Consider the following 26,466-nt stretch of genomic DNA (forward strand, 5'->3'; position numbering starts at 1 on the left):
AGCTGTGTGGAAGCAGGGGAGAGAACTGTCTTTGAAAGAATCGTAAGATAGGAAAGGAAATTATGGAAAAAAAGCAATATTATAAGGGAATCCTTTATATTATCCTGTCGGCATTTTGTTTTGCCATTATGAGTCTTTGTATCCGGCTGTCGGGAGATCTGCCGTCGATACAAAAAAGTTTTTTTCGGAATTTTGTAGCGGCGATCTTTGCAGCGATCTTGCTGGCAAAATCCCGTACTACCTGGTTGTGTCGAAGGGAAAACCTGGGATATATGCTGCTGCGGGCAGGATTCGGGACGGCAGGGATCCTTTGCAATTACTATGCGGTGGATCATCTTCTTTTGGCAGATGCTTCTATGCTGAATAAGCTATCGCCCTTTTTTGCCGTGATCTTCAGTGTATTCTGGCTGAGAGAATCCATTGACATCAAAAGGATCCTGTTGATCGCCGGAGCCTTTTTGGGAAGTCTTTTGGTGATCAAGCCGACAGGCTCCAATCTCAATCTGTTTCCTGCCATGATCGGAATGCTGGGAGGAATGGCGGCAGGAGCAGCCTATACGATGGTAAGAAAGCTTGGACTGAGGGGAGAAAAAGGAGAGAGGATCGTGTTCTTTTTCTCTGCCTTTTCCTGTGTGGTGACCCTTCCCTTTTTACTGTTTCAGTTTCATCCCATGTCTGCAAGACAGGTGGGAATCCTTTTGCTGGCAGGAATGGCGGCGGCAGGCGGACAGTTTTCCATTACGGCGGCTTACTGTCATGCTCCGGCCAGAGAGATTTCCATTTACGACTACTCTCAGATTATTTTTGCGGCTCTTTTGGGATTTTTTGTGTTTGGCCAGATGCCCGACCTGCTAAGTTTTGCAGGGTATGGAGTGATCTGCGCGGCGGCAGCAGGAATGTTTTTTCTGGGCAGGGAGAAGAGATAGAAAGAAGAAAGCAGCAAAAAAGAAAGGCAAAAAAAGAGAAGCGTTGCAGAAGATAAGAGCACTTCTCATAAAAAAAGACAGGATCCGGAAATAGAAAGCTCCGGATCCTGTTTTTACAGAAACATCCTGTGTTGTTAGTCGCCCTTTGCCATGCGGTAGATGGCTGCCATATCGTCCCTGTTCAGCGGACGGAAGGTTCCGATGGTGCGGGAGCCCTGGAAGCTGCACTTGTCCGCAAGGATTTGGATCTGCTCCTCCGAAACCTCCACACCCAGTTCCTTGATAGAGGTTGGCATATCTACACTACGATAAAAGGTCTCCATTGCCTCGATTCCGGCCAGTGCCGTTTCCGTAGGAGTACCAGAGGGTGCGATGCCAAAAACCTGCGTGGCGAAAGCTGCAAAACGCTGAGGATCGGAAGGAAGGACGTATCTTGCCCAGCTTCCCCAGACTGCGGCCAGACCGGCTCCGTGAGCGACGTCAAACATACCGCCTAGTTCATGCTCCAGCTGATGGGAGGACCAGTCGCCGCCGTCACTTCCGCAGCCGGTCAGTCCGTTGTGGGAAAGGCTGCCGGCCCACATCACCTCTGCTCGCGCTTCATAATTGTCCGGCTCCTGCTTCAGGATCTTTGCACATTTCATGACGGTCTGCAGCAAAGCAACCGCGATCCTGTCTGTCAGCGCCATGGTGGGAACGCCTCCGAAGAACCGCTCCATGGTGTGCATCAGGATATCCACACAACCGCTCTGAGTCTGATAGTCCGGCAGGGTGCAGGTAAGCTGCGGATTCATGACAGCAAACCGACAGCGGCAAAGCTCGGTGCGGTAGCCTCTTTTCAGATCGCCCTCCTCCTTGGTGATAACGGAAGAGTTGCTCATCTCACTGCCGGCAGCAGCGATGGTCAATACAGCGCCCACAGGGAGGCAGGTCTTTGCAGTCTCCTGACCGGAATAAAAATCCCACACGTTTCCTGCATAAGGAACGCCAAGCGCAATGGCTTTGGCAGAATCGATCACACTTCCGCCGCCCACGGCAAGAATAAAATCAACCCCCTCTTTTCGGCAAAGATCAATCCCTTCCTGTACCTTGGAAAGGCGAGGATTGGGAACGACACCTCCAAGAGACAGATGCTCGATCCCTTTTTCCGTCAGGGAAGCCTCTACCTTTGCCAAAAGACCGGAACGAACTGCACTGTTCCCGCCGTAATGGATCAGCACTTTTTTACAGTGTTGCTGAAGGACAAGATCGCCTGTTTCAGATTCGGCATCTCTTCCAAAGCGGACCAGGGTAGGTGTGTTATAAGTAAAATTTTCCATAGGATCCTCCTTTTTGTACATCTGAATGGTTATGCTACTTATTGTAATCCAGAAAAAAGGCTTTTTCAATAGAAGCCCGCAACTTCCGGGGGAGGAGGGTATACGAAGTTCCATACAATCGAAAATCGGAAACCGTTTGTAAAAGTGAAAGGAAATCTGCAAAAAGAAGATGTTGGATTTCATGTTGGATGCAATGAAAGAGTGGATTTGACAAAAACAGAAGGCTTTCTTATAATGGAGGGGAAAGAAAAAGCTAGGGGTGCTTTTGCTGAGAATGTTGTCCAGGGACGACTAACCCTCAAGACTTGAACCGGATAATACCGGCGTAAGGAAGCTGAGATGAGAAGGATTCTTAAGCATGGCAGCCCCCAAAGGAAAAGGGGGATTTTTTATGTTTTCATTTATGGTAACGAAGGATGGAGGCCTGACGACGGCGGGATACGGGGTCACCATTGCCATTGCTGTCGTGATTTTCTTTGTGGCAGGCTACCTGGCAGGCGGCAGGGCAAAGGAGGACAGGATGCATGTAAAGCAGCTGACCTTCTGCGGCATGGCGCTGGCTCTGGCGTATCTGACCTCCTACATTCAGCTGTTTCGCATGCCCTACGGAGGGGGAGTGACCCTGTTCAGTATGCTGTTTGTGGTGCTGATCGGATATTGGTACGGCCCCAAAGTGGGAGTGATGGCGGGATTTGTCTATGGGATCCTGCAATTCATCCAGGAGCCTTATGTGCTTTCCTTTTTCCAGGTGTGCTGTGATTATCTGCTGGCATTTGCAGCGCTTGGCCTGGGAGGACTGTTTCTCAAACAGAAAAACGGTCTTTTAAAAGGCTATGTGGTTGCCGTGATCGCAAGAGGAGCCTTTCACGTACTGGGAGGCTATCTGTTCTGGATGTCTTATATGCCGGAGAATTTCCCCAAGGTGCTGGCGGCAGTCTATCCCTTTGTCTATAATTACGGATTCCTGCTGGCAGAAGGCGTTCTGACGATTCTGGTCCTGCAGATCCCGGCGCTGAAAAATGCGCTGGAGAGAGTCAGCCGGATCGCAAGGGGAGAAGGGGAAGCAATGTGATCCGATCCGTTGGGGAAACGGTCAGGCCGGTCAGAAAGTGGCAAATGGAAGAAAGAAATTTTTTATGGCGTAACAGACGAACAGGCTGTTGCGCCATAAGTATGTGCGGCAACAAACAGGGATTGGAAATAAATGTTAAAAAATTAACTATTTCTATTGACAAATAATTAACGATAAGGTATCCTGTGTGACAGAAGGAAAAACCCAGCACACAGGAGGAAGAAAAGATGGCAAAGAAAAAGGAAGCAATACAGCAATTGGTAGATAGTGTGGAAAGTTTGGAAGCAAAAATGAAAGAACTGCGCAAGGCTCAGGAGATATTTGCCACTTATACGCAGGAGCAGGTAGACAAGATCTTTTTTGAGGCGGCAATGGCGGCCAATAAAAACAGGATCGTGCTGGCAAAGCAGGCGGTAGAGGAAACGGGAAGAGGCATCGTGGAAGACAAAGTAATCAAGAACCACTATGCGGCGGAGTACATCTACAACGCTTACCGTCATACAAAAACCTGCGGTGTGATCGAGGAAGATCCGGCCTATGGGATCAAAAAGATTGCAGAGCCCATTGGTCTGGTAGCGGCAGTGATCCCTACGACCAATCCGACATCAACGGCTATTTTTAAAACACTGCTGTGCTTGAAGACGAGAAATGCGATCATTATCAGTCCCCATCCTTCTGCAAAAAACTGTACGATAGAAGCGGCCAGGATTGTGCTGGAGGCGGCAGTGAAAGCGGGGGCGCCGGAGGGGATCATCGGCTGGATCGACGTACCCTCTCTGGAGCTGACCAACACAGTTATGAGAGAGGCGGATATTATCCTGGCAACAGGTGGACCGGGGATGGTGAAAGCCGCCTATTCTTCAGGAAAACCGGCTTTGGGAGTAGGCCCCGGAAACACGCCGGTGGTCATAGATGAAACGGCAGATATTAAGATGGCAGTCAGCTCGATCATCCATTCCAAAACCTTTGACAATGGAATGATCTGCGCATCCGAACAGTCCGTTACCGTTTTGGACAGCGTTTATGAGGAAGTAAAAAAAGAGTTTGCCTACAGAGGCTGTTACTTCCTGGATAAAAAGACAGAGCTGGATAAGGTCAGAAAAACCATCCTGATCAACGGGGCATTGAATGGAAAGATCCCCGGAAAATCCGCATATGAGATCGCCTGCCTGGCAGGAATCCAGGTTCCGGAAGATACCAAGATCCTGATCGGAGAAGTAGAATCGGTGGATATTTCAGAAGAGTTTGCACATGAAAAGCTGTCTCCGGTGCTGGCAATGTATCATGCAAAGGATTTCCAGGAGGCTTTGAAAAAGGCGGAAAGACTGGTGGCTGACGGAGGATACGGACACACGGCCTCCCTCTATGTACATCCGTCAGAGACAGAAAAGATCAGACAGCATGCACAGGCCATGAAAACCTGCAGGATCCTGATCAATACCCCGTCCGCTCATGGTGGGATCGGGGATCTGTACAACTTCAAACTGGCTCCTTCCCTGACACTGGGCTGCGGTTCCTGGGGAGGAAACTCCGTTTCAGAAAACGTGGGAGTAAGGCATTTGATCAATGTGAAAACGGTGGCTGAAAGGAGAGAGAACATGCTGTGGTTTAGAACACCTGAAAAGGTTTACTTTAAAAAGGGCTGTATGCCGGTGGCCTTGGATGAACTGGGAACGGTGATGAAAAAGAAGAAGGCCTTTATCGTAACAGACAGCTTTCTGTACAAAAACGGTTATGTAAAACCCGTGGAGGAGAAACTGGATGAAATGGGAATCCAGCACGCCTGCTTTTATGAGGTGGCTCCGGATCCCACGCTGCAGTGTGCAAGGGAAGGAACCAGACAGATGGCAGCCTTTGAGCCGGACACCATTATTGCGGTGGGAGGAGGCTCTGCTATGGACGCAGCCAAGATCATGTGGCTGATGTACGAGCATCCGGAGGCAAAGTTTGAAGATATGGCAATGGACTTCATGGACATCCGAAAGAGGGTCTATACCTTCCCGAAGATGGGAGAAAAAGCGTACTTTGTGGCTATCCCCACTTCCTCCGGAACCGGTTCTGAGGTAACGCCTTTTGCCATCATTACAGATGCAGAGACCGGAGTGAAATGGCCTATCGCAGATTATGAGCTTTTGCCGAACATGGCTATCGTAGATGTAGATAATATGATGGAGCAGCCCAAAGGTCTGACCAGCGCGTCGGGAATCGATGTTATGACCCATGCCATCGAGGCTTATGTGTCCATCCTGGCAACCGACTATACGGACGGACTTGCCATGAAAGCCGTGAAAATGGTATTTGAAAATCTTCCTTCTGCCTACGCCAACGGAGCAAAGGATCCGGCAGCCAGAGAGAAGATGGCAAACGCATCCTGTATGGCAGGAATGGCTTTTGCCAACGCGTTCCTGGGGGTCAACCATTCTATGGCTCACAAGCTGGGAGCCTTCCATCATATTCCTCACGGAATCGCCAATGCGCTGTTGCTGACAGAGGTGATCCGCTACAATGCGGCGGAAGTTCCTGCGAAGATGGGAACCTTCTCTCAGTATGAATATCCTCACGCACGGGCAAGGTATGCAGAACTGGGAAGATTTGTCGGCTGTGTCGGAAATACAGAGGAAGAGGTTCTGGAGGCGTTTATCGCAAAGCTGGAGGATCTGAAAGAAAGGATCGGAATCAAAAAGACCATCCGGGAATATGGAGTAGACGAGAGCTATTTCCTGGAAACGCTGGATGAAATGGTAGAGCAGGCGTTTGACGATCAGTGTACAGGCGCCAATCCAAGGTATCCGTTGTTCCGGGAGATCAAGGAGATCTACCTGAAGTGCTACTACGGAAAATAAAGAGGAAAAAAGAAAGGCGTTGCCCATTGCTTGAAAGAATGGGCAGCGCCTTTTCAATATGCAATTTTTACCAAAATACGTTGCCGCCTACATTGACGCCTTCCTTTCCGGTCCACGCCGCATGGAAGAAATAGCAGTTGGCTACGGCGGAATGCCGCTGCCCGGCTAAAGCCGCCTGAGCTGTGGAATAAGCCAGAGCAGAGGGGCCTTTGGCCAGTATACGCTGCAGATTGCCGTCCCAGGTGGGGGCAAACTGTCCGCTCTGGTAGATCACCTCCGACAGTGTGTTGGGAAATCTGGGGCTGCTGACACGGTTCATGATCACGGTAGCAACGGCGAGAAGTCCATCGGCGCTTCCGCCTGCCTCTGCCTCCAGGATCGCTGCGAACAGAACCAGATCACTGGTGTCCGGATAAGGCATGGGCTCCACTGTGGAAACGACGTCAGCGGCCGGCTGGCTGCTTGCCGGTACCTGGATCTGTGCGACCTTTTCCCGGTCCTTCGCCGCCTGCAAAGCTGCTTCCGCTGCCTTTGCACGTTCCAACTGCGCCTGGTAATCACTAAGCTCCGTGGAGGTGGAAGAGATCTGGGAGGTCAGGGCCTCTCTTTTGGCTTTCAGATCTTCCTGCAGGACAGTCAGATCCTTCTGGCGTCTTTCCAGCTCTTCTTGTTTTTTCTGAACGGTATCCCGCACTGCTTTTAATTCCTTTAACATATCCCGGTCGTACTCGCTGATGGAGCTGACATACTCTGCCTTGTTGAGGAAGTCGGACATGTTTTCGGAAGAAAACAGGATCTGGAGTAAGGATACGTTGCCGCCTTCGTAGATGAATTTGATGCGGTCTTTCATCGCATCATACTGCAAAGATTCGTTCAACCGGGCGGCAGCCAGATCCAGCTTGGACTTTTCTACCTGGGCAGCCAGCTCTTCTACAGAAGAAGAGGTGCTGTCCAACTGGGTTGCCAGAGAGGACAATTGTCCATTCAGATCATCCAACTGATTCTGCAGGTCGGAAGTCTGGCTCTCCAGCTGGCTGGAAGACGGTTCTGCCTGAACCACCGGAGTACCGGAAACGACAGACAGACAGGCAACAGCCAGGGATAAAGCAAGCGGTAACACTCTTGTTTTCTTTGATTTAATCATATAGCCATCCTTTCTGAATTTATAGAATGCGAAACTATTATACAACAAATTGCTTTATAAAGCAAATTTTGTTACTATAGTACATAGATGCAAGAAATGTTCCGCAAGGGAAGAAGGGAAGGACAGATACCATGGAGGGAAGCGATACAGCCATAAAGACAGACAGGATCCACCCCTGGGTCAGAAAGGGAAGAAGAGATAAGCTGCTGGAAAACGGAAGGAGGTTTTCTATCAAAGAGATTCCGGTGATCTCCTTCATAGGAGAACTGGAGATCCTGCTTGTGGACACGCAGGAAGAGAAGTACCGGATACTGAAGGAGGAGCAGATCCCATCGGATGTTACGGTGGAGGAGCTGTACGGAAGATCCTGTGAAAATCTGGCACGGGATGTGGAATTTGTGATCGCCAATACCATGTACGGTGGATTTTCCATCCTGGCAGACGGGATCCATGAGGGAAGCGCCCTTTGCTTCCGGCACATCTGGGAAACCTGTGCAGAAAAGCTGGAGGATGACCTGCTGGTGCTGTTTCCGGCAAAGGATACGTTGCTGTTTGCACCTTTTTCTCATACGGCAGCGGTAGAAGGGATCCGGGAGCATAGCAGGAGAGCCTATTTCCACAGCCGGGAAAAGATGACGCAGCAGGAAATGATATTCATAAGAGACAGAAAGGAATTGGCCTTATATGAAGCTTAATGTGCAGATGATCGGTCTGGATCTGGACGGTACCCTGTTGAATTCGCAAAAGCAGCTGACAAGTCTTACGGCGGACACATTGAAGCAGGCTGTGGATCAGGGAATCCGTGTGGTGCTTGCTACGGGAAGACCGCTGGGAGGGATCCCGCAGGAATTAAAGGAATTTCCGGGCTTACAGTATGCGGTGACGGCAAACGGCAGCAGGATCGTGGATCTTGTTTCCGGAAACACCTTATATGAAAAGCTGGTGGAGGCAAAGCTGGCAAAGCGCATCCTGAAGCTGTTTGGAACATATGATACGCTGCGGGAGGTCTATTTCGACGGTATGGGTTATGCAAAAAAAGAGGATCTGGAAAGGATCACCCATTATATGGAAGATAAGCCCATGGCGCAGTACATTGTAAAGACCAGGCAGACTGTGGAGGATGTGGAAACATACCTGGAGCAGCAAAACCGGGGAGTGGACAAGGTGCAGGCGCTTTTTCGGAGCAGAGAAGACAAAGAAGAGGCGCGGCGAGTGTTGTGTGGCTGGCAGGAAGTAGAGGTAACAGGCTCCCTTTCCAACAATCTGGAGATCAATGCCAGAGGCGTAGATAAAGGGCAGGGGCTTTTGTGGCTGGCGAACCGGCTTCAGATTCCGGTAGAAGCTTTGATGGTGTTTGGAGACGGAGACAATGACAGAGGGATGCTCCGTCTGGCCGGGATGGGCGTCGCAATGGGAAACGGGCTGCCGGAGGTAAAAGAAGAGGCGGACTATCTGGCAGGAAGCAACGATGAAGACGGAATCGGAAAGTTTTTGCAGCAGTATGTATTATAGTGGAGGGGAAGAACATGTTGGATGTTATAAAAGTGATCATTTTGGGCATTGTAGAAGGGATTACAGAATGGCTGCCGGTGAGCAGCACAGGGCATCTGATCCTGGTGGGAGATGTTTTGAAGCCGGGAGTCAGCACAAAGTTTATGGAGCTGTTTGATGTTGTCATCCAGCTGGGAGCCATTTTGGCAGTAGTGGTTCTGTATTTTCACAAGCTGAATCCTTTTGCGCCTGCCAAGACGGAGCGGCAAAAACTTTTGACCTGGCAGATGTGGATCAAGGTGCTGATCGCCTCCATTCCGGCGGGGATCGTAGGGGTTCTGTTCAATGACGTACTGGATCAACTCTTCTATAAGAAAATACCGGTGGCGATCATGCTGATCCTTTACGGAGCCTTGTTCATTTTTATCGAGCGTAAAAATCAGGGAAAACAGCCGGCGGTAACGAAGATTTCGGGACTTACGGTACCGATGCTTCTGTGGATCGGACTGTTTCAGATGCTGGCGTTGATCCCGGGAACCTCCAGATCGGGAGCAACCATTGTGGGAGCGCTTTTGATCGGAATTTCCAGAAGCGTGGCGGCAGAGTTTACCTTCTTCCTTGCCATTCCGGCGATGGCAGGAGCCAGTCTGGTAAAGCTGTTGAAGTTTGGACTGCATTTTACAGGAAAAGAGCTGGGGCTTTTGTTTTTGGGATGCTTGGTATCCTTTGGCGTCTCCATCGTGGCGATCCGGTTCCTGATGAAGTATATTAAAAAGCATGATTTCCAGGTGTTTGGCTACTATCGCATCGTACTGGGAGGTCTGGTGCTGATCGCCGGTGTGATCCAGTTGATCGCAGGCTAGGCGTTTCTTGCCATTGACAGGGAAAATACAGCGAAAGAAACAAAGAAAAAACATCGAAGACGGCAGATCAGGGAATGTTGAATAAAAATGAATAAAATTTCAAAAAAGATGAATAAAACTATTGATTTTATAAGAAAATGTGATATAATCCTAAAATAAATTAATTTTTATGCAACAAAAGGTGTTTTTTATGCAAGGAGGAAGTTGGGATGAAGATGAAAAAGTTTGTAAGTATCGGATTGGTGGCAGTCAGCGTTCTGGCATTGGCGGCATGTGGCAGCAAGAAGGAGACAAAAAAGGATACGCAGGATGATAAGGTACTGGTGATGGCGACCAACGCAGAGTTTCCTCCCTATGAATATCATGACGGAGACAAGATCGTAGGAATTGATGCAGAGATCGCAGAGGCGGTAGCAGAAAAGCTGGGCATGGAACTGAAGATCGAGGATATGGCGTTTGACTCCATCATAGCGGCAGTTTCCGGCGGAAAGGCAGATTTTGGTGCGGCAGGAATGACGGTGAATGAGGAAAGGGAAAAAATGGTGGCATTTACCGACACCTATGCACATGCGAGCCAGGTGATCATCGTAAAAACAGATAGCGCGATCGCAGGCCCCGACGATCTGGAAGGCAAAAAAGTAGGAGTACAGCTGGGAACGACGGGCGATATTTATGCAGGAGACATCAAGGATGCGGAAGTAGAGCGTTACAACAAAGGCTTTGAGGCTGTGCAGGCGCTGTCCCAGGGCAAGATTGACGCCGTGGTGATCGATGGCCAGCCGGCGAAAGAACTGATCGCAGATATGTCTGACCTGAAGATTCTGGACGAGGCTTTCACAGAAGAAGAATATGCCATCATCGTGGCAAAGGACAATACAGAATTGAAAGATAAGATCAACGAGGCATTGAAGGAACTGAAGGAATCCGGCAAGCTGGACGAGATCATTGCCAAATACATTACGGCGCAGTAGAAGGCGGCTCTTCTGAAGAGCCGGAGAAAGTAAAGGATAGCATATGTGGGAAGCATTACAAGAAAGAATTTATCTGAATTTTATCAGCGATGAGCGCTGGAAGTATGTGGTGGACGGGCTGCTTGTGACTTTGAAAGTGACATTTTTTGCAGTGCTGATCGGAATCGTTCTGGGATTTCTGGTGGCGGCGATCCGCTCCACCAGCGAGCAGACGGGCAAGCTTAAGATCCTGGATTTCTTTTGCAGGATCTACCTGACGGTCATTCGCGGAACACCTGTGGTCGTACAGCTTTTGATCATCTATTTTGTGATCTTTGGAAGCGCGGATATCAATAAGGTCGTGGTGGCGGTCATGGCTTTCGGGCTCAATTCCGGAGCTTATGTGGCGGAGATCTTCCGCTCCGGGATCATGTCCATTGACAAGGGACAGTTTGAAGCCGGAAGAAGTCTTGGATTTACCTATGGACAGACGATGGTGCATATCATTATGCCGCAGGCTTTTAAAAACGTCCTGCCGGCTCTTGGAAATGAGTTTATCGTGTTGCTAAAAGAAACTTCTGTGGCAGGCTATATTGCGCTACAGGATCTGACCAAGAGCGGAGACATTATCCGAAGCAGGACCTATGACGCATTTATGCCGCTACTGGCGGTGGCGGCGATCTACCTGATCATGGTAGTAGTCTTTACAAAACTGGTAAATATGCTGGAAAGGAGGCTGAGGAGCAGTGACCACTAAAACGGGAGAAGTATTGATCCGGGTAGAAGGCCTCCAGAAGCAGTTCGGGAAGATGTACGCGCTGGATAACGTATCGGAGGAGATCAAAAAAGGAGAAGTGGTAGTGGTAGTGGGACCTTCCGGTTCCGGAAAATCCACCTTTCTGCGATCATTGAATCTGTTGGAGATCCCTTCCAGCGGGCATGTATATTTTGAAGGGGTGGATATCACAGATAAAAAGGTGGATATCAACCGACACCGGCAGAAGATGGGAATGGTATTCCAGCATTTTAACCTCTTCCCTCATAAGACCATTTTGGAAAATATCACCCTGGCTCCCATGAAGCTTTTGGGAAAGAGCAGGCAGGAGGCGGAAGAGGAAGCCAAAAAGCTGCTGCAGCTGGTAGGTCTGGAGGAAAAAGCAGGCGTTTATCCTTCCCAACTGTCAGGCGGACAGAAGCAGAGGATCGCTATTGTGCGGGCATTGGCAATGGAGCCGGAAGTGATGCTGTTTGACGAGCCTACATCGGCGCTGGATCCCGAAATGGTGGGAGAAGTGCTGGAGCTGATGAAGCGTCTGGCAAAAGACGGCATGACTATGGTGGTAGTCACGCATGAGATGGGATTTGCAAAGGAAGTGGCGACCAGAGTGATCTTTATGGATGAAGGAAAGATCAAGGAGCAGGGGAAGCCCAAGGAGTTTTTTGAAAATCCCAGGGATGAAAGGCTGCAGGAATTTCTATCGAAAGTGTTGTAATATGAGATATCAGGAAGTAAGAAAGGGCAGGTTTTTACACCGTCCCAACCGCTTTGTGGCACAGGTAGAGCTGAATGGGAAGGTAGAGACCGTCCATGTAAAGAATACAGGGAGATGCCGGGAACTTTTGCCGGAGGGCGCAGAGGTCTATCTGGAACATGCGGATCATCCGGGGCGCCGGACACAGTGGGATCTGATCGCAGTAAAAAAGGGAAAGCGGCTGATCAACATGGACTCTCAGATACCCAATCGGGTCGTAGAGGAATGGATAGACGCCGGACACCTGTTTCCGGATAAAACAAAGGTGCAAAGAGAATATTCTTATGGGGAATCCCGGATAGACCTCTATGTAGAGACGCCCGAAAAAAGGATTCTGATCGAAGTCAAGGGCGTGACACTGGAGGAATCAGGAAGAGTCCTGTTTCCCGATGCACCCAGCCAAAGAGCCATCAAGCATATGAAAGAACTTCAGCGTGCGGTAAAAGAGGGGTATGAAGCATACCTCTTTTTTGTGGTACAGATGAAGGGGGTAGAGTATCTCATCCCTAACGTCGAAACACACCCGGAGTTTGCAAGGACATTGCTGGAATCCAAAGAGGCGGGAGTCCGGATCCTGGCATATGACTGTGAGGTTACAAAAGACAGTATTTTTCTGAGGCAGGAAATCCCGGTGGTAGAAACGGTTTCGCTCTTGTACGACATGGCGGAGCCGGTGGCAGACTGGTACGAGGCGCATAAGCGGGATCTGCCCTGGAGGAGAAAGCCGGAGCCTTATGGAGTCTGGGTATCGGAGATCATGCTGCAGCAGACCCGGGTGGAAGCTGTCAAGCGTTATTATGAACGGTTTATGGAAGAGCTTCCGTCGGTAGCTTCTCTGGCAAAGGCAGAGGAGGACACTCTTTTAAAGCTATGGGAAGGCCTGGGCTACTACAACCGTGTCCGAAATATGCAGACGGCGGCCAGGACCATCATGGAGGATCATGGCGGGAGTTTCCCCTCCTCCTACGAGGAGATTCGGAAGCTGAAAGGGATCGGCACCTATACGGCAGGGGCGATCAGTGCGTTTGCTTACGGGATAGCAAAGCCGGCGGTAGATGGCAACGTGCTGCGAGTCATCACCCGGTACCTGGCAATGGAAGAGGATATTGGAAATCCGGGAGTGAAAAAGAAGATCGAACAGCTTCTGGAGGATGTGATACCAAAGGGAAGAGCCAGTGCATTTGGCCAGGGACTGATAGAGATCGGCGCGCTGGTCTGCCTGCCTGTGGGAACTCCTAAATGCGCGGACTGTCCGCTGCAGGAACAATGCCTGGGAAGAAAGAGAGATCTTTTGGATCGCCTGCCGCTTAAGAAAAAAGAGAAAAAAAGAAGGGTAGAAGAAAAAACGGTATTTCTGTTCAGGGAGGAGGACAGAGTGGCCATCCAAAAGAGAGAAGGGAAAGGGCTGCTGGCAGGCTTGTATGAGTTTCCCAATGCTTTGGGGCATCTGACACAGGAAGAGGCGCTGGAATACTGTAAGGCCAGAGGACTGATGCCGGTACGCATCCGCAGGCTTCCGGAAGCCAGACACATATTCAGCCATGTGGAATGGGAGATGATCGGATATGAGGTTCTGGTGGATGATCTGGAAAAAACTAATACGGAGGGCTTTCTTTTTGTGAATAGAAAACATATCGCAAAAGAATATGCCATCCCATCGGCCTTTGACGCATATACCAGGTATGCGGGAATCAAATAGAGAGAGGTTTCAAATACGATCCGGAAAATTGCGTGACACCCGTCGATGGGTGGATGATTGTGACGCAAAAGGAGATCCATCCAGTTGTTTCAGAACGGAATGGATCTCCTTTTTTAAATGGTAAGAGCCGGACAGGTCGGATGCTGCAGCATCCGACCTGTCCGGCATAAGCTTTTTCGGCTTACAGGCGTTCGTTGTTCTCGCGCATAAATTTGTATTCGGCAACGGAACGGTCAAAGCCCTCAATATGGGTATAGAACCACTGGATCACATTTTCTTTGACCTTCTCTACAAATGCGTTGGAGGGGCCTTCCTCTTCCGCCAGCATCTGATCCAGATCCTTGATGGTCTCCTTAAAGATGGCATGCTGAGCCAGATGCTTTTCGATACCGGGGTAGTCGATCTCTCTTTGAAGCTGCTCTTCCGCGGAAAAATGGAAATCGGTGTAGTCGGCCAGATAATCCAGGGTACGGACAGCCACCGCCTTTTCATTTCCAAGCTCACAGCTTTCCAGAAGCTTGTTCATCCTGCCGATCAGCTCTTCGTGCTGGGTGTCGATCATTTCATTTCCGGTTACGAGGTTTTCACTAAATTCTGCATACATAAAAGAATCCTCCCTTTGATAAAAATTATGTAGGTTGCTGAGATAAACTCACTGCTTTCTTTTCCTGGGTGACATAGACAAAGGGATAGATGATACAGGCCATCCCGATGGCGGCTACAACGTCGATGACAGAATGCTGCTTCAAAAACATAGTAGACAAAATAATCAAGAAAGACAGCAGATAAATTCCAAAGCTGATTACGGGTTTTTTCCGCAGCGCCTGACTGTGTCGGGTGGCAATACAGACGCCCAGGGAATTAAACACATGGATACTGGGCAGTACATTGGTAGAGGTATCCGCCTGATACAAATGACGCACAACGGAGGTAAACACATTGTCCCGGGGGAACACGTCCGGACGCAGGTTTACGGCATTGGGAAAAATCGTGCAGATGATCAAAAACAAAGTCATCCCCACAAATAAAAATCCGGTCAAACGGTAAAATAAATCCTTGTCTGTAAAGAAAAAATACAAAATAACAGAAGCAATCAACAAAAACCACAACAGGTATGGGACAATAAAATACTCTACAAAAGGAATGTGATCATCTAAGGCAGAGTGGATCACATGATACCGGATGGAAGTCCTGCCTTCCAGATAAAAGAACCACGGTATATAAATAAAGCTGTAGAGAAAGACCCAGGCATGCTTGTACTTTTTCAGTAATTGCTTCCAGAAAGCTGGCTCGCTCATGCTCGAAACTCCTTCCGCTCTATAAGACTGTTTTAAATTTAGGGGAATTATAACATGAAACCCCGGAATCAACAACCGTATTCAGGATTTCTTCATGGTTTCTTCATATTTTTCCAATAGAAAAAAGGATTTGAAAGAAATCTATGGCAGATTTTCACAGGGAGCGGGGGCCAAATCTCAGGGGACGGCAGCCTGTCAGGAGCTGCGGCTACGACCGGGAGGAAGCTTCCGGCGAGGAAGGATATTCCGCAGCAGGAACCTCAAAAATCTGCATATCGAAATGCCTGCGCCCATAGGAAAGAGCCTGAGAGGTCCGAAGCGTCCATACGGCGATGGGAAGGCCAAACAGCTTTCGCAGGATGGTGACCGATACAGAGGGGAGGTGCGCCATCTTATAGGACACGAAATCCGGTCTGCCAAGAAGATTGCATAGGAGGTGACGCACCAGAAAGCGCAGGATACAGGACTCCCGGTCATGGGGAGAATTGAGTCTGCAGGACAACTGCCCCCGCAAAATATGGGGAGCATGGAAACGGAACCAGAGCAGTCCCATGGTGTGAAAGGACTGAACAAAAAAATCCCCCGGATAAGCTTCCAGCAGAGGCAGGCAGGCTCTGCAGATGGCCAGGGAAGACGTGGGGATCTTCAGCTCGATCAGAAGAGGCACCCGGGCGTCCACCAAAGCCAAAACATCAGAAAGAAGGGGAATCCTATAAGAAGTTCCGGAAAGAGAGAGGCGAGAAAGCTCTGCCCACGTCATGGTTTCCGGCATCCCGGAAACGCCGCAGATCCGATCCAATGTGTCGTCATGGAAGACGATAAGCTTTCCGTCCCCGGTCAGATGCACGTCCAGTTCGATCCCGTACCCTCTGTCAATAGCGGCTTGAAAAGCCGGCAGGGAATTTTCAGGAACACCTTTTTCTGCGCAGTGATAGCCTCTGTGGGCGAAAAGAGTGCCTGAAAATTTTTTCATAACTTTTCGGGTAGTAAGACGGGGGAGTAGAAAAAACAGGTAGACAATCCCGATACAACAAAACAAAATCAAGTACTTCATAGAGGAATAACCTTCTTACAACATTTTTTGTAACATTTAGAAGCTTCCGGGGCTTAGACCAAAGTCATGACCCGGAGAGTTTCCGGCTCCAGGGAAACCTTTATTTGCTTCTGCAAAAAGACCGGCTCTCCATCGGTGTGGAGGGGAAGCGGCGTCTGTGTCCGTATTTCCAGGTTCTGGAAGGAAAGAAGGGAGACGCCCCGGAAAGGGGTGTGAAGCCCGTGAAAGGAAAGCGGAAGCAGAAACAGCGCTTTTAATTTTGACATGTCTGAAACTATAAGGGCATTTAATCTGCGGTCGTGGCTGTTTGCCCTGGGACAAAATTTCAGGCCGCCACCTTCATAGGGCTGGTTCATCACTGCCACAAAAAAAGCGTTTTTGTAGCCGAGCGTTTTGTGACCGTCCACAACCAGTTCCACATCCTGCGGGATCAGGGCAGCGATCCTGCGAACGGCGATCCCCGCATAGGCAAGCTTTCCCAGCTTCAGCTTGTTTAACAGCAGCTTTAAAGGAGAAACGGCCATTTCGTGACAGACGCTGGCGTCAAAACCGATCCCGGTGCTGACGGCAAAGCGCCTTTTTTTATTGCCATGCCAAAGAACCCCCACATCCATGTTGGTGAAGTGGGAGGGCTTCAGCAGATATTCGATCGCAGTAACAGGATCGGAGGGAAGCTTCAGACTTCTGGCAAAATCATTGCCGGAACCAATAGGGATATAGCCCAGAGTCACCCTGTCGAGAAAGGTGATCCCATTGATGACTTCGTTGATGGTACCGTCGCCTCCCAGGGCGATCAGAGTATGGGAGTCTCCATCGGAAGTGATCTGGGAAACGATCCGGGAGGCATGATGCTGGTATTTGGTAAAAAACACCTGATGCTGTACCTTTCTTTCCTGAAGGATCTGCTGGATCTGCTTCCAGATCCGACTTCCCAGGCCGGATCTGGCGTTGGGGTTGACAATAAAAGTAATCATAATAGTCCTTTCTTTTAAAGGAGTCCGCTGAGATAAGTATCCAGACTCCGCTGCATATTTTTTTCAAAGTCGGCCTGTCCGTTTTTCAGACACCACTCAAACACATTGCCGATCACGATCATACGGATATCGGTGGTGATCTCCTCTAAAGGAATACGAGGAGAAAAAATCCCGGCGTCTATGGCCTTTTGCAGATAATTGTGAACCGTAACGATGGGGTAAGGACGTTCCGTGCGGATGAGGGGATTTAAGGATTGATTTTTGGGCGTATAGTAGCTGCTCATAAACTCGACGCCCAGCTCCTTGCAGTAGTGGACATAGTTCAGATACACATGGATCACAGCTTCCTTGATCTCCCAGGCAGAGGAAGGAGCCTCCAGGCGGTCCGGGTCGATACTGGGCTGCTCCTCAATATAGTAGGAGAGCAGATCATCCTTGGTCTTGAAGTGGTGATAGAAGCTTCCGTTAGATACGCCGGCTTCCTCACAGATGTTTTTTATGGACAGCCTTTCGTAGCCTTCTCTTTGCAGGATCTGTCTGGCTGCCTGAAAGATCTTGGATTTTGTTTCTTTGGATTTGCGCTGTTGCTTGGACAGCACGCCTGTGTCCTGAGTCATAGCGGGACTCCCTTCTGAAATGTCATAAATTTATGTGGAAAGTATAACAGATTACGCTCTTGTTTTCAAGAAAATAAGAGGAAGGCAAAGGGAGTTTGCAGTTGCGGAAAGGAGGGGGATTTTGTTATACTGTATCATGCTGAGAGTGAAAAGAAAGCAGATGGAAAGTCGGGGAAAAGAGATGGAGATCAACAAAAAAATAGCAGAAGAATTGCAGGTAAAACAGTGGCAGGTGGAGGCGGCAGTCAAGCTGATCGACGAAGGAAACACCATCCCCTTTATCGCCAGATACAGAAAAGAGGCCACCGGGACTCTGGATGACGAACAGCTGAGGAACCTGCATGAGAGGCTGAATTACCTGCGCAACCTGGAGGAAAAGAAAGAACAAGTGATGGCAGTTATTGAAGAACAGGGAAAGCTGACGAAGGAACTGCAGACGCAGATCCAAAGGGCGGAGACGCTGGTGGCCGTGGAAGATCTGTATCTGCCTTATCGCCCCAAAAGAAGGACTCGGGCTACCATTGCCAGAGAGAAGGGATTGGAGCCGCTGGCGCAGATCCTGTGGGAGCAGGGCAGCATCCCGTCACTGAAGAAACTGGCAGAAGCTTACATAGATAAGGAAAAAGAAGTAGAAAAAGAGGAGGACGCTCTGGCGGGAGCGATGGATATCCTGGCGGAAAAGGTGTCGGAGGACGCGGCGTTTCGTAGCTGGATCCGAAGAAGGACGGGACAAAGGGGAGCCGTCACGTCAGAGGCAAAGGGAGAGGAAACAGAGTCTGTCTATCAGATGTACTATCAGTTTGCAGAGCCGGTGGAGAAGCTTGCAGGCCATAGGATCCTGGCGCTGAACAGAGGGGAAAAAGAGAAGATCCTGACGGTCAAGATGCAGGCGCCCGAAGAAGAGATCCGGCAGTATTTAAAGAAGCAGATCGTCAGGACCAAAAACCGGGAAGTGGAAGACCTGCTGGAAAAAACGATCCTAGACAGCTACAAGCGGCTGATAGGACCGGCCATCGAACGGGAGATCCGGGGAAGCCTGACGGAAAAAGCCGAGGACGGAGCCATGGAAGTCTTTAAAAAGAATCTGGGACAGCTTTTGATGCAGCCTCCCATTGAGGGGAGAGTGGTACTGGGCTGGGACCCGGCCTTCCGCACCGGATGTAAGCTGGCGGTGCTGGATCCTACGGGAAAGGTACTGGATACGGCGGTGATCTTTCCTACAGCGCCCACGACACCGCAAAAGACGGAGCAGGCCAAGCGGATGCTGAAACAGATGATCCAAAAGCATCAGGTCACGCTGATCTCTCTGGGGAACGGAACGGCGTCCAGGGAATCGGAACAGTTCCTGGTAGAATTTTTAAAGACGCTGGGGGAATCTGGCAGACAGATACAGTATGTGATCGTCAATGAGGCGGGAGCGTCGGTTTATTCCGCCAGCAAGCTGGCTACCGAGGAATTTCCGGGGTATGATGTGGGGCAAAGAAGCGCCATCTCCATTGGAAGAAGGCTGCAGGACCCTCTGGCTGAGCTGGTAAAGATCGACCCCAAGTCTATCGGAGTGGGACAGTATCAGCATGACATGAACCAGAAAAAGCTGGGAGAAGCCCTGGAGGGTGTGGTGGAAGACTGCGTAAATAAAGTAGGCGTAGACCTGAATACGGCGTCGGCCTCCCTTTTATCTTACGTTTCGGGAATTTCCGGGACTCTGGCAAAAAACATTGTGGAATACAGGGAAAAGACAGGAAAGTTCCGGAACCGGAAAGAGCTGCTGAAAGTTCCGAAGCTGGGGCCGAAGGCGTTTGAACAGTGCGCAGGCTTTCTGCGGATCTTTGGAGGAACGGAGCCTTTGGATGCTACCAGCGTCCACCCGGAATCTTACGGGATCGTGGAGGCGCTTCTGAAAGAAAAGGGACTGAAAAAAGAATGCTTCCAGGAAAGAAAAGGACTGGGGGATGCACTGACGATCACCGACGTGGCAGCGGAAGCCAAAGCGCTGGGAGTGGGGGAGGTTACGCTGGCAGACATTATCCGGGAGCTGAAGAAGCCATCCAGAGACCCCCGGGAGGAGATGCCAAAGCCTATTTTACGGACAGACGTGCTGGATATGGAGGATTTGCGAGAAGGAATGCTCCTGAAGGGTACGGTGCGAAACGTGATTGATTTTGGCGTGTTTGTGGACATTGGGGTACATCAGGACGGATTGGTGCATATTTCACAGCTGACAGACAAACGTTTTGTAAAACACCCGCTGGAGGTTGTCGGCGTAGGGGATATCGTGGATGTCAAAGTCTTGTCAGTGGATCTGAAACGAAAAAGGATCCAATTGACCATGAAGGGAATTTCCTAGAAAAATGGCAAAGGACGGGAGAAGATCCGGGAAAGAAGGGTAGTATGAGAGGAAAAAACAGAAAAATCATAGAAACGCTGGCAGGCGTTATCATTGGCAATCTGGTATTGGCGGTGACCGTCGTCGCATTTTTGGTACCGCACGGAGTCATTATGGGAGGCGCTACCGGAATCGGTCTGATCATTCAGCATTATACGGGACTGCCCCTTTCTGTGATCATTTTGGGCGTCAATATTTTGTTGTTCATCCTGGGGGCGGCCGTGTTGGGAAAGAAATTTGCCCTGAGTACGCTGCTGAGTACATTCTTGTATCCCCTTTCTCTGTCGCTGGTACAGATGATCCCGGGGATTACCGGCCTGACAGACAATATGATGCTGGCGACTCTTTACGGAGGACTGCTTCTGGGACTGGGGGTAGGCATGATCGTCCGGGTGGGCGCTTCCACCGGAGGAACAGACATTCTTGCACTGGTCTTAAACAAGAAGACACACCTGTCGGTGGCGGTACTGCTTTATGTGGTAGACTTTACCGTCCTTGGCGTGCAGATCTTTTTTTCCAACGGGGAACAGATCCTGTACGGAATCCTGAACCTTCTGATCACCAGCCTGGTGGTCAACCGGGTGATGCTGTTTGGAAAGTCGCAGATCCAGCTTTTTGTCATTTCAGAAAAGTATGACGCCATCAGACAGAAGGTGTTGACAGAGATGGACGCAGGAGTGACGATGGTACGGATCGAGACCGGATACGGGCAGGAGGAGCAAAAGGGAGTGCTGTGTGTCGTTCCCAACCGGAAGCTGTACTCCATCAACGAAATGATACAAAAAATAGATCCGAAAGCCTTTATTACCATTACCCAGATCAATGAAGTAAGAGGAAGAGGCTTTAGCATGGAACGGTATTACGAGGGGAAATAAAAAGAGACAGATAAATTTTTATACAGATTTTCCTGTATAAGTGGAAAGACAAATGAAAGAAAATATGGTACAATGGAGAAAATAACGTGTGAGGTTGACAGGTAAAATGCCATCTGAAATAATCGTGACAGACAGACAGACAGACAGACAGACAGACAGACAGACAGACAGACAGACAGACAGACAGACAGACAGACAGACAGACAGACAGGTAAATAAATACTCTGTTATATTTTGTAAGTATCATAGATGCCTAGAGAGAAGCGATAGCAGCACATCCGGGAGGGGTGTGCCGTTGTCGCTTGTTTTTATGCGATTTTTTATAGAAGGGGAAAATGCTCCGGATGTCCTGAGATATGTTTTAGGGCAGAAAGATTCATTTTATCGCAGGGAGTTGGAAGGAAAACGGAGAAGGGAAATGCCAGGCTAAAAGAAGCTGTGAGAGTTCACCTGATTTCATAGAAGAAAACTTATATGATGATCTGGTAATGAATCATGCACGAAGAGTAGCTACTATGGAAAGTCCGACAAGAGAAGACTTGTCGACAATTGTTAATGAAGATTTTAAGCCTGTGAAAGAGCAGGAGTCGCATTTTTATGAAGATGCAGATGATAAAGCATACAGGAGGAGAAAATTTTCGGTGGGAAAATCGGAAATTGCGATTGATATAGGGATGATACTATCTACATATATCACGAAAAGGCAGGTTCTTTGGAATCTGCTCTTTCTTTTGATAAATTTTAGCACTATCACACAAAAATATTGAAAAACATCAATAAAAATTGTATAATAAGCCCATATATAAAAGAAGCACAACTTGCTTATGTATTGTGTTGGAACTGTAGTGAGCATCTATTTCAGGAGGAATTTATGGGGAAAAATTTTTCAAAATTGATGGCGATCGGTTTATCAGCCTGTATCATGGCAGCTTCAGTACCTGCTGCGGTCAGGGCTGAAAACGGACAGCAGGAAGTGGAAAGCGGGTATGGACAGGCGGAGGTTATCGTAAGCTCTTCAGCAGGGGACCGGTACAGACAGCTGGAAAACCTGTCTTTTAAGAAAGCGGATGCCGCAGTCTATAAGAATTATCTGAAAGTAAACAGGAATGACAAAAGGCAGGAATTTTTAGGCGTCGGCGGAGCTATGACAGAGTCTGCTGCCTATAATATTGCCAAGCTGAGTCCCGAAAAGCAGGAAGAGATTTTTGACGCTTATTTTGGCGAGGAGGGAGCAAACTATTCCTTGACGAGATCCAGCATCGGGTCTGCCGATTTTTCGGTGAAGCAGTACAGCTACAATGACACGACCTATCCGGATGAAAACCTGGAAGCATTCAATATACAGGGAGATAGGGATTATATCATACCGGCTTTACATAGGATTTTGGAAAGAAGACCGGATGTAAAATTTTTTGCCGCTCCCTGGGCACCGCCGGCCTGGATGAAGAAGTCAGGCATCCGAAGAGGACAGACCGGTACGGCAGGACTGGGCATCATTGATAACTCGGTGCTGCCGCAATACTATCAGAGCTATGCGGATTATTTTGTGAAATACATTCAGGCATACAAGGAAGAGGGGATTGATGTGTATTCCCTTTCCATGCAGAATGAAAGTCAGAACAACCCGAAGTGGGAGGCCGCGACCTGGACCATCGATCAGACCGTTGACTTTGTGTCCAATTATCTGGGACCGACCCTGGAAAAAAACGGACTGGATCCGGAACTTTTGATCTGGGATTGGGATAAGGGGAATGACCCTATGCACAAGGACGGATTTATCAAATTCAACGATGGGGTGCTGAGGAATCCCAATGCGAGGAAATACATTGACGGGATCGCCTTCCACTGGTATGCGGGAGATATCTGGCATGAAATCGCGGGAAAGCCTATGTGGTCAGAGGACTTTTATTCCCTGGATGTAATCAGGGAAAAGTATCCGGATATAGACTTACACGCGACAGAAGGGTGTCAGGAAAAGGGCCCCTGGTTTGGAAGCTACGAACCGGCGGACAGATACACCTATGATATCCTGAAAGATTTTGAGCATGGGGTAAAAAGCTGGATAGACTGGAACCTGGTTTTGGATATGGACGGAGGCCCCACCCAGGGAGTGGTAAATCAATGCCATGCTCCGGTCATGACGGACGGAACCAGCGTTTACTATCAGCCGTCCTACTATGTATTAAAGCAAATAAGCAGGACCGTTCAGCCCGGAACCGTGTCCATTGGCTCTGTATCGGATCTGGATATCCCCAAAACTGTTGTGGAAGACAAAGAGGGGAATATTTCAGTTCTGATGGGGAATGTTACGGATGATGCTATAAACCTGGAAGTCATCGACGAGGACAGAAGTGTTTCGGTTGAATTAAAGCCGCATTCTATCACAACTTTAAAATACAAAAACGATTATACGCCCAGTGATGAAATCGTTATTCATGACATTGTAAGCGTAAGGCCGGCGGCAGCTACGGCAACAAGCTACGAAAGAAATCCCATCAAGAACTATCAGGCAGCATCGGCGATCGACGGAACGGACAGAACCAGGTGGGCCAGCGACTGGAAAGACAGGGAAAGCATCACCTTTGAATTGTCGGCAAGATCCATCATAACCGGACTTCAGATAAATTTTGAATGTGGATATGACGCCGGATTTGAGATCCAGGTTTCAGATGACGGAGTGAATTTTACCACCGTAAAATCCTTTGAAAAGGGGCAAAATGCCGATAGACTTCTGGATATCGAATTTAAACCGGTCATAGGGAAATACATCAGGATGCAGGGGCTGGAAAGAAATAACAGGTACGGGTACTCCATCTATGAGGCACAAATCGCCGTAGGAAAATAGGAATAGGAAGAAGAAAGCGCTGGAAAGGCGGCAACCGGTTTTCGGGTTGTGGACTTTTGGGCTGATTTTGTGAAAGAAACACACTTTGTGCTGAAAATATAGCTGAAAACATAGACGATTGAGACAAGAATGCACTTGCATATACATATATATGTAGCTATAATCATATATAGTGAGATTATCGTGTTGACAGGTTATGACAAACACCAGCAAAGGAGAAAAAGGATATGAGGAAAAAGAGGCGTTTTTTGTACATGTTTTTCTGTCTATGTTTCATGTTTACGATGATGCCGGGAACAGCTTTTGCAAAAGAGGCGGATTTTGTTCCGCCGGAGACGGCTTTTAAGAACATGTACTACAAGGACGGAACTCCCGTGACGTGGCCAAAGGATGTAAAGTGGACGGCAGGAATCCCCTGGATGGATGAAATCCCTGAAATAGAAAAAGCGGATCCATTCCCGAGAATGGCGATTCCGTTTGAAGTGACGGGCGACATCGAAATTATGGGAGATACGGGACACGACAAGGTTTATGAGACAACGAAGGACAAAAAACTGGATGTAACCGGAACCCTCGATGTCAGAAGCATAAAAGAGGCGATAGATTATCTGAAATTCGCAGAAGACTACTACGAAAGAAATAAACCGGTGGATTTGGGAGAAACGCAGTCCAGCTTCATTACAACGCTTACGTTGCCGGAAGGGATTTTGAAGTTCCCGGATGAATTGGTAGAGGGATCTACGGTTGTGTTTTCGGGCGCTAAGGATGTATTCAAAGTAAGCAAGATCCAAAAAGTCGGAAATTCTGTCAGGGTGACCTTCACGCTTGCAGAAGGGATTGATACATTTGAAAAATTGCATGAAAAAATCACATCTGTGGATGACACTTTGAAAATTACGATAAAAGGAATTTCCGTCGGAAATGAGGCGAAATACGATACCAATTATACGATAGCCGGTAACACCGGAGGATATATGTATGCAAGGATCATCCCGGAATATAATGCGGCGATGTATATGGTATATTACACCCGACAAACGCCTGACGGAAAGGACTTTGTGGAAAACGAAGAGGATATCACATTTACCTTAAAGGTAAAGCAGCTGAATAAAAAAGTGACCTTTATAAGCGAAGAGAAGGAATACGCTGTAGTGGATGTGGAGTATGGCAGTTCCATTGACAAGGATGTGATGCAGGATCAGTCCATGCCAAAGGATCCAACGAGGGAAGGCTATGTATTTAAGGGATGGAATACAAAAGCCGATGGAAGCGGAACCGCATTTACCGGAGAAACGGTAGTAACAGAAGATCTGTCCGTATATGCGATCTATGAAAAGAAAAGTGATGAAAAAATCGTTACACCTGGTAACGGCGGCAGCGAGAACAAGACGCAGAAGAAGGCTCCCGACCATGTTGCGAGACCGAAAGCACCAAAAACAGGAGACGGCAACAGCAGCGTGCTTCTTGTAACGCTGATGCTGGCAGCGGCAGGCAGCTTTGTCGGTGTAAGACGGCAAAGAAATAAAATACCATCTTGAAATACCCTATCTGATAGGGTATACTGAATGCAGAAAACAGTTAAAGAAATTCTTCGGGGTAGGGTGCAAGTCCCAACCGGCGGTATAGTCCGCGACCTGTCGTCATTTGACGGCGGCTGATTTGGTGAGATTCCAAAACCGACAGTAAAGTCTGGATGAGAGAAGGATTGTGCATTATAAGTGTTACCTATATTGTACGATGAGATCCCCCGATACAGATCGGGGGATTTTTTATTTCACAGGATGCAATTTCCCGTGAAATAAAAAATGCTTCGCCGGGATTTCACTGCGCCGACAGGGAAGCGGATCGCAAAAGCAATCCGCCACAGGTGCAGGATCCTGCGGGAGAAAACCTTTGGGAGATTTCTTTTACAAACCAAACAAATGTAAAAGGAGAGAAAAAATGAGCACAAACACTACAATGAAAGCAGGACAGGAAAAAAGAAGCAATGTAAAGATGATGGCGCAGATCGGGATGCTGGCGGCGATCTCGACGGTGCTGATGTTTTTCGAGTTCCCCCTTCCGTTTGCTCCGTCATTCTATGAATTGGACTTTAGTGAAGTACCGGTATTGGTAGGATGCTTTTCCATGGGACCGGCGGCAGGCGTTGTGATCGAGTTTTTGAAGATCCTGCTGAAGTTTGCCCTGAAGGGAACCATGACGGCCGGAGTGGGAGAAGTGGCCAACTTTGCCATCGGATGCAGTCTGGTGCTGCCGGCGGCCTGGATCTACAAGAGAAAAAAGACCAGAAAGCAGGCGGTTTGGGGGATGGTAGCAGGAACCATCTGTATGGCGATAGCCGGAGGTCTGCTAAATGCCTTCGTTCTTTTGCCTACCTATGCCAAGGCTTTTGGAATGCCGATGGAAGCGCTGATCGAAATGGGAAGCAAGGTCAATGGTAAGATCACAGGGCTGTCTACCTTTATTTTGCTGGCGGTGACGCCTTTTAACCTGTTCAAGGGTGTGATCATTTCCACCATTGTTCTTTTGATTTACAAAAAAATCAGTCCGATTTTGAGAATGCGGTAAATCTGTGTTA

23 protein-coding genes and 2 riboswitches are annotated in these 26,466 nt (G+C 48.8%); of the genes, 16 read left to right on the top strand and 7 right to left on the bottom strand.

What is annotated here, in order from left to right; all coding sequences use genetic code 11:
* The first annotated feature begins 62 nt into the window (after nt 1-62).
* Entirely contained in the window at nt 63-926 is an 864-nt protein-coding gene (locus tag SOW26_RS02505; protein WP_276959896.1) for a DMT family transporter, read from the top strand.
* 134 nt (nt 927-1,060) lie between these two features.
* Here the strand turns inward: SOW26_RS02505 and SOW26_RS02510 are convergent, their stop codons facing one another.
* Nucleotides 1,061-2,245 (bottom strand): iron-containing alcohol dehydrogenase, encoded by a 1,185-nt coding sequence (locus SOW26_RS02510; protein ID WP_276960135.1) that lies wholly within the window; start codon nt 2,243-2,245, stop codon nt 1,061-1,063.
* A 245-nt stretch (nt 2,246-2,490) separates the two neighbouring features.
* Nucleotides 2,491-2,594, top strand: a riboswitch (TPP riboswitch).
* Between the two features lie 42 nt (nt 2,595-2,636).
* On the opposite strand from SOW26_RS02510, the gene SOW26_RS02515 reads away from it, so the two are divergent.
* A complete protein-coding gene (locus SOW26_RS02515) occupies nt 2,637-3,317 on the top strand; it encodes an energy-coupled thiamine transporter ThiT (RefSeq protein WP_276959234.1) in 681 nt (226 codons plus the stop codon).
* A gap of 227 nt (nt 3,318-3,544) precedes the next feature.
* Complete coding sequence (gene adhE, locus SOW26_RS02520; RefSeq protein ID WP_320651832.1) at nt 3,545-6,160, top strand: bifunctional acetaldehyde-CoA/alcohol dehydrogenase; 2,616 nt, start codon at nt 3,545-3,547, stop codon at nt 6,158-6,160.
* 67 nt (nt 6,161-6,227) lie between these two features.
* On the opposite strand, the gene SOW26_RS02525 is transcribed toward adhE, so the two are convergent.
* Nucleotides 6,228-7,304, bottom strand: a complete 1,077-nt coding sequence (locus SOW26_RS02525) for a cell wall hydrolase (RefSeq protein ID WP_276960122.1) — start codon at nt 7,302-7,304, stop codon at nt 6,228-6,230.
* 131 nt (nt 7,305-7,435) lie between these two features.
* Between SOW26_RS02525 and SOW26_RS02530 the strand changes: the two genes are divergently transcribed.
* From SOW26_RS02530 to mutY, 7 genes are all read left to right on the top strand, one after another.
* Nucleotides 7,436-7,999 (top strand): hypothetical protein, encoded by a 564-nt coding sequence (locus tag SOW26_RS02530; protein WP_154477979.1) that lies wholly within the window; start codon nt 7,436-7,438, stop codon nt 7,997-7,999.
* Nucleotides 7,989-8,816: a Cof-type HAD-IIB family hydrolase gene (locus SOW26_RS02535; protein ID WP_320651833.1), complete on the top strand. Its 828-nt coding sequence runs from the start codon at nt 7,989-7,991 to the stop codon at nt 8,814-8,816. Before SOW26_RS02530 ends, SOW26_RS02535 begins: the two co-directional genes overlap by 11 nt.
* Nucleotides 8,817-8,830: 14 nt before the next feature.
* Nucleotides 8,831-9,658 (top strand): undecaprenyl-diphosphate phosphatase, encoded by an 828-nt coding sequence (locus SOW26_RS02540; protein WP_154477983.1) that lies wholly within the window; start codon nt 8,831-8,833, stop codon nt 9,656-9,658.
* 209 nt (nt 9,659-9,867) lie between these two features.
* A complete protein-coding gene (locus SOW26_RS02545) occupies nt 9,868-10,629 on the top strand; it encodes a basic amino acid ABC transporter substrate-binding protein (protein ID WP_276960120.1) in 762 nt (253 codons plus the stop codon).
* Nucleotides 10,630-10,672: 43 nt separating this feature from the next.
* Complete coding sequence (locus tag SOW26_RS02550) at nt 10,673-11,365, top strand: amino acid ABC transporter permease (protein ID WP_154477987.1); 693 nt, start codon at nt 10,673-10,675, stop codon at nt 11,363-11,365.
* Entirely contained in the window at nt 11,355-12,101 is a 747-nt protein-coding gene (locus tag SOW26_RS02555) for an amino acid ABC transporter ATP-binding protein (RefSeq protein ID WP_276960119.1), read from the top strand. The genes SOW26_RS02550 and SOW26_RS02555 overlap by 11 nt, the downstream gene beginning before the upstream one ends.
* Nucleotide 12,102: 1 nt before the next feature.
* Nucleotides 12,103-13,839 carry an A/G-specific adenine glycosylase gene (gene mutY, locus SOW26_RS02560; protein ID WP_276960118.1) on the top strand — a complete coding sequence of 579 codons (1,737 nt, stop codon included), beginning with the start codon at nt 12,103-12,105 and terminating at the stop codon, nt 13,837-13,839.
* Between the two features lie 181 nt (nt 13,840-14,020).
* Here the strand turns inward: mutY and SOW26_RS02565 are convergent, their stop codons facing one another.
* From SOW26_RS02565 to SOW26_RS02585, 5 genes are all read right to left on the bottom strand, one after another.
* Nucleotides 14,021-14,443: a bacteriohemerythrin gene (locus SOW26_RS02565; RefSeq protein ID WP_276959992.1), complete on the bottom strand. Its 423-nt coding sequence runs from the start codon at nt 14,441-14,443 to the stop codon at nt 14,021-14,023.
* Nucleotides 14,444-14,468: 25 nt separating this feature from the next.
* Entirely contained in the window at nt 14,469-15,137 is a 669-nt protein-coding gene (locus SOW26_RS02570) for a phosphatase PAP2 family protein (protein ID WP_276959991.1), read from the bottom strand.
* Nucleotides 15,138-15,345: 208 nt separating this feature from the next.
* Nucleotides 15,346-16,110: a glycerophosphodiester phosphodiesterase gene (locus SOW26_RS02575; RefSeq protein WP_320651834.1), complete on the bottom strand. Its 765-nt coding sequence runs from the start codon at nt 16,108-16,110 to the stop codon at nt 15,346-15,348.
* A 134-nt stretch (nt 16,111-16,244) separates the two neighbouring features.
* The gene (locus tag SOW26_RS02580; RefSeq protein ID WP_276959989.1) at nt 16,245-17,165 is read right to left on the bottom strand and encodes a diacylglycerol/lipid kinase family protein; all 921 of its coding nucleotides are present in this window, start codon (nt 17,163-17,165) and stop codon (nt 16,245-16,247) included.
* Nucleotides 17,166-17,179: 14 nt separating this feature from the next.
* Nucleotides 17,180-17,782, bottom strand: a complete 603-nt coding sequence (locus SOW26_RS02585) for a TetR/AcrR family transcriptional regulator (protein WP_276959988.1) — start codon at nt 17,780-17,782, stop codon at nt 17,180-17,182.
* 181 nt (nt 17,783-17,963) lie between these two features.
* Here SOW26_RS02585 and SOW26_RS02590 point away from each other — a divergent pair, with 181 nt between their 5' ends.
* The 6 genes from SOW26_RS02590 to SOW26_RS02615 all read left to right on the top strand — a co-directional run bounded on the left by SOW26_RS02590 (nt 17,964) and on the right by SOW26_RS02615 (nt 26,456).
* Nucleotides 17,964-20,129: a Tex family protein gene (locus SOW26_RS02590; RefSeq protein ID WP_276959993.1), complete on the top strand. Its 2,166-nt coding sequence runs from the start codon at nt 17,964-17,966 to the stop codon at nt 20,127-20,129.
* Between the two features lie 44 nt (nt 20,130-20,173).
* On the top strand, nt 20,174-21,043 hold the full coding sequence (locus tag SOW26_RS02595) for a YitT family protein (protein ID WP_154477999.1): 870 nt from the start codon (nt 20,174-20,176) through the stop codon (nt 21,041-21,043).
* 458 nt (nt 21,044-21,501) lie between these two features.
* A complete protein-coding gene (locus tag SOW26_RS02600; protein ID WP_320651870.1) occupies nt 21,502-21,810 on the top strand; it encodes a hypothetical protein in 309 nt (102 codons plus the stop codon).
* Between the two features lie 104 nt (nt 21,811-21,914).
* Nucleotides 21,915-23,888 carry a discoidin domain-containing protein gene (locus SOW26_RS02605; RefSeq protein ID WP_276960220.1) on the top strand — a complete coding sequence of 658 codons (1,974 nt, stop codon included), beginning with the start codon at nt 21,915-21,917 and terminating at the stop codon, nt 23,886-23,888.
* 227 nt (nt 23,889-24,115) lie between these two features.
* Nucleotides 24,116-25,426 carry an InlB B-repeat-containing protein gene (locus tag SOW26_RS02610; protein ID WP_276960221.1) on the top strand — a complete coding sequence of 437 codons (1,311 nt, stop codon included), beginning with the start codon at nt 24,116-24,118 and terminating at the stop codon, nt 25,424-25,426.
* A 45-nt stretch (nt 25,427-25,471) separates the two neighbouring features.
* Nucleotides 25,472-25,597, top strand: a riboswitch (FMN riboswitch).
* 232 nt (nt 25,598-25,829) lie between these two features.
* A complete protein-coding gene (locus SOW26_RS02615) occupies nt 25,830-26,456 on the top strand; it encodes an ECF transporter S component (protein WP_276960222.1) in 627 nt (208 codons plus the stop codon).
* Nucleotides 26,457-26,466 lie beyond the last annotated feature (10 nt).

The organism is Suipraeoptans intestinalis (assembly GCF_034091795.1).
Classification (GTDB): Bacteria; Bacillota; Clostridia; order Lachnospirales; family Lachnospiraceae; genus Suipraeoptans; species Suipraeoptans intestinalis.

What these genes read in the sequence shown, in the direction of transcription:
- SOW26_RS02505 (WP_276959896.1), top strand. Translation starts at nt 63, where the DNA reads ATGGAAAAAAAGCAATATTATAAGGGAATCCTTTATATTATCCTGTCG.
- SOW26_RS02510 (WP_276960135.1), bottom strand. Translation starts at nt 2,245, where the DNA reads ATGGAAAATTTTACTTATAACACACCTACCCTGGTCCGCTTTGGAAGA.
- SOW26_RS02515 (WP_276959234.1), top strand. Translation starts at nt 2,637, where the DNA reads ATGTTTTCATTTATGGTAACGAAGGATGGAGGCCTGACGACGGCGGGA.
- adhE (WP_320651832.1), top strand. Translation starts at nt 3,545, where the DNA reads ATGGCAAAGAAAAAGGAAGCAATACAGCAATTGGTAGATAGTGTGGAA.
- SOW26_RS02525 (WP_276960122.1), bottom strand. Translation starts at nt 7,304, where the DNA reads ATGATTAAATCAAAGAAAACAAGAGTGTTACCGCTTGCTTTATCCCTG.
- SOW26_RS02530 (WP_154477979.1), top strand. Translation starts at nt 7,436, where the DNA reads ATGGAGGGAAGCGATACAGCCATAAAGACAGACAGGATCCACCCCTGG.
- SOW26_RS02535 (WP_320651833.1), top strand. Translation starts at nt 7,989, where the DNA reads ATGAAGCTTAATGTGCAGATGATCGGTCTGGATCTGGACGGTACCCTG.
- SOW26_RS02540 (WP_154477983.1), top strand. Translation starts at nt 8,831, where the DNA reads ATGTTGGATGTTATAAAAGTGATCATTTTGGGCATTGTAGAAGGGATT.
- SOW26_RS02545 (WP_276960120.1), top strand. Translation starts at nt 9,868, where the DNA reads ATGAAGATGAAAAAGTTTGTAAGTATCGGATTGGTGGCAGTCAGCGTT.
- SOW26_RS02550 (WP_154477987.1), top strand. Translation starts at nt 10,673, where the DNA reads ATGTGGGAAGCATTACAAGAAAGAATTTATCTGAATTTTATCAGCGAT.
- mutY (WP_276960118.1), top strand. Translation starts at nt 12,103, where the DNA reads ATGAGATATCAGGAAGTAAGAAAGGGCAGGTTTTTACACCGTCCCAAC.
- SOW26_RS02565 (WP_276959992.1), bottom strand. Translation starts at nt 14,443, where the DNA reads ATGTATGCAGAATTTAGTGAAAACCTCGTAACCGGAAATGAAATGATC.
- SOW26_RS02570 (WP_276959991.1), bottom strand. Translation starts at nt 15,137, where the DNA reads ATGAGCGAGCCAGCTTTCTGGAAGCAATTACTGAAAAAGTACAAGCAT.
- SOW26_RS02575 (WP_320651834.1), bottom strand. Translation starts at nt 16,110, where the DNA reads ATGAAAAAATTTTCAGGCACTCTTTTCGCCCACAGAGGCTATCACTGC.
- SOW26_RS02580 (WP_276959989.1), bottom strand. Translation starts at nt 17,165, where the DNA reads ATGATTACTTTTATTGTCAACCCCAACGCCAGATCCGGCCTGGGAAGT.
- SOW26_RS02585 (WP_276959988.1), bottom strand. Translation starts at nt 17,782, where the DNA reads ATGACTCAGGACACAGGCGTGCTGTCCAAGCAACAGCGCAAATCCAAA.
- SOW26_RS02590 (WP_276959993.1), top strand. Translation starts at nt 17,964, where the DNA reads ATGGAGATCAACAAAAAAATAGCAGAAGAATTGCAGGTAAAACAGTGG.
- SOW26_RS02595 (WP_154477999.1), top strand. Translation starts at nt 20,174, where the DNA reads ATGAGAGGAAAAAACAGAAAAATCATAGAAACGCTGGCAGGCGTTATC.
- SOW26_RS02605 (WP_276960220.1), top strand. Translation starts at nt 21,915, where the DNA reads ATGGGGAAAAATTTTTCAAAATTGATGGCGATCGGTTTATCAGCCTGT.
- SOW26_RS02610 (WP_276960221.1), top strand. Translation starts at nt 24,116, where the DNA reads ATGAGGAAAAAGAGGCGTTTTTTGTACATGTTTTTCTGTCTATGTTTC.
- SOW26_RS02615 (WP_276960222.1), top strand. Translation starts at nt 25,830, where the DNA reads ATGAGCACAAACACTACAATGAAAGCAGGACAGGAAAAAAGAAGCAAT.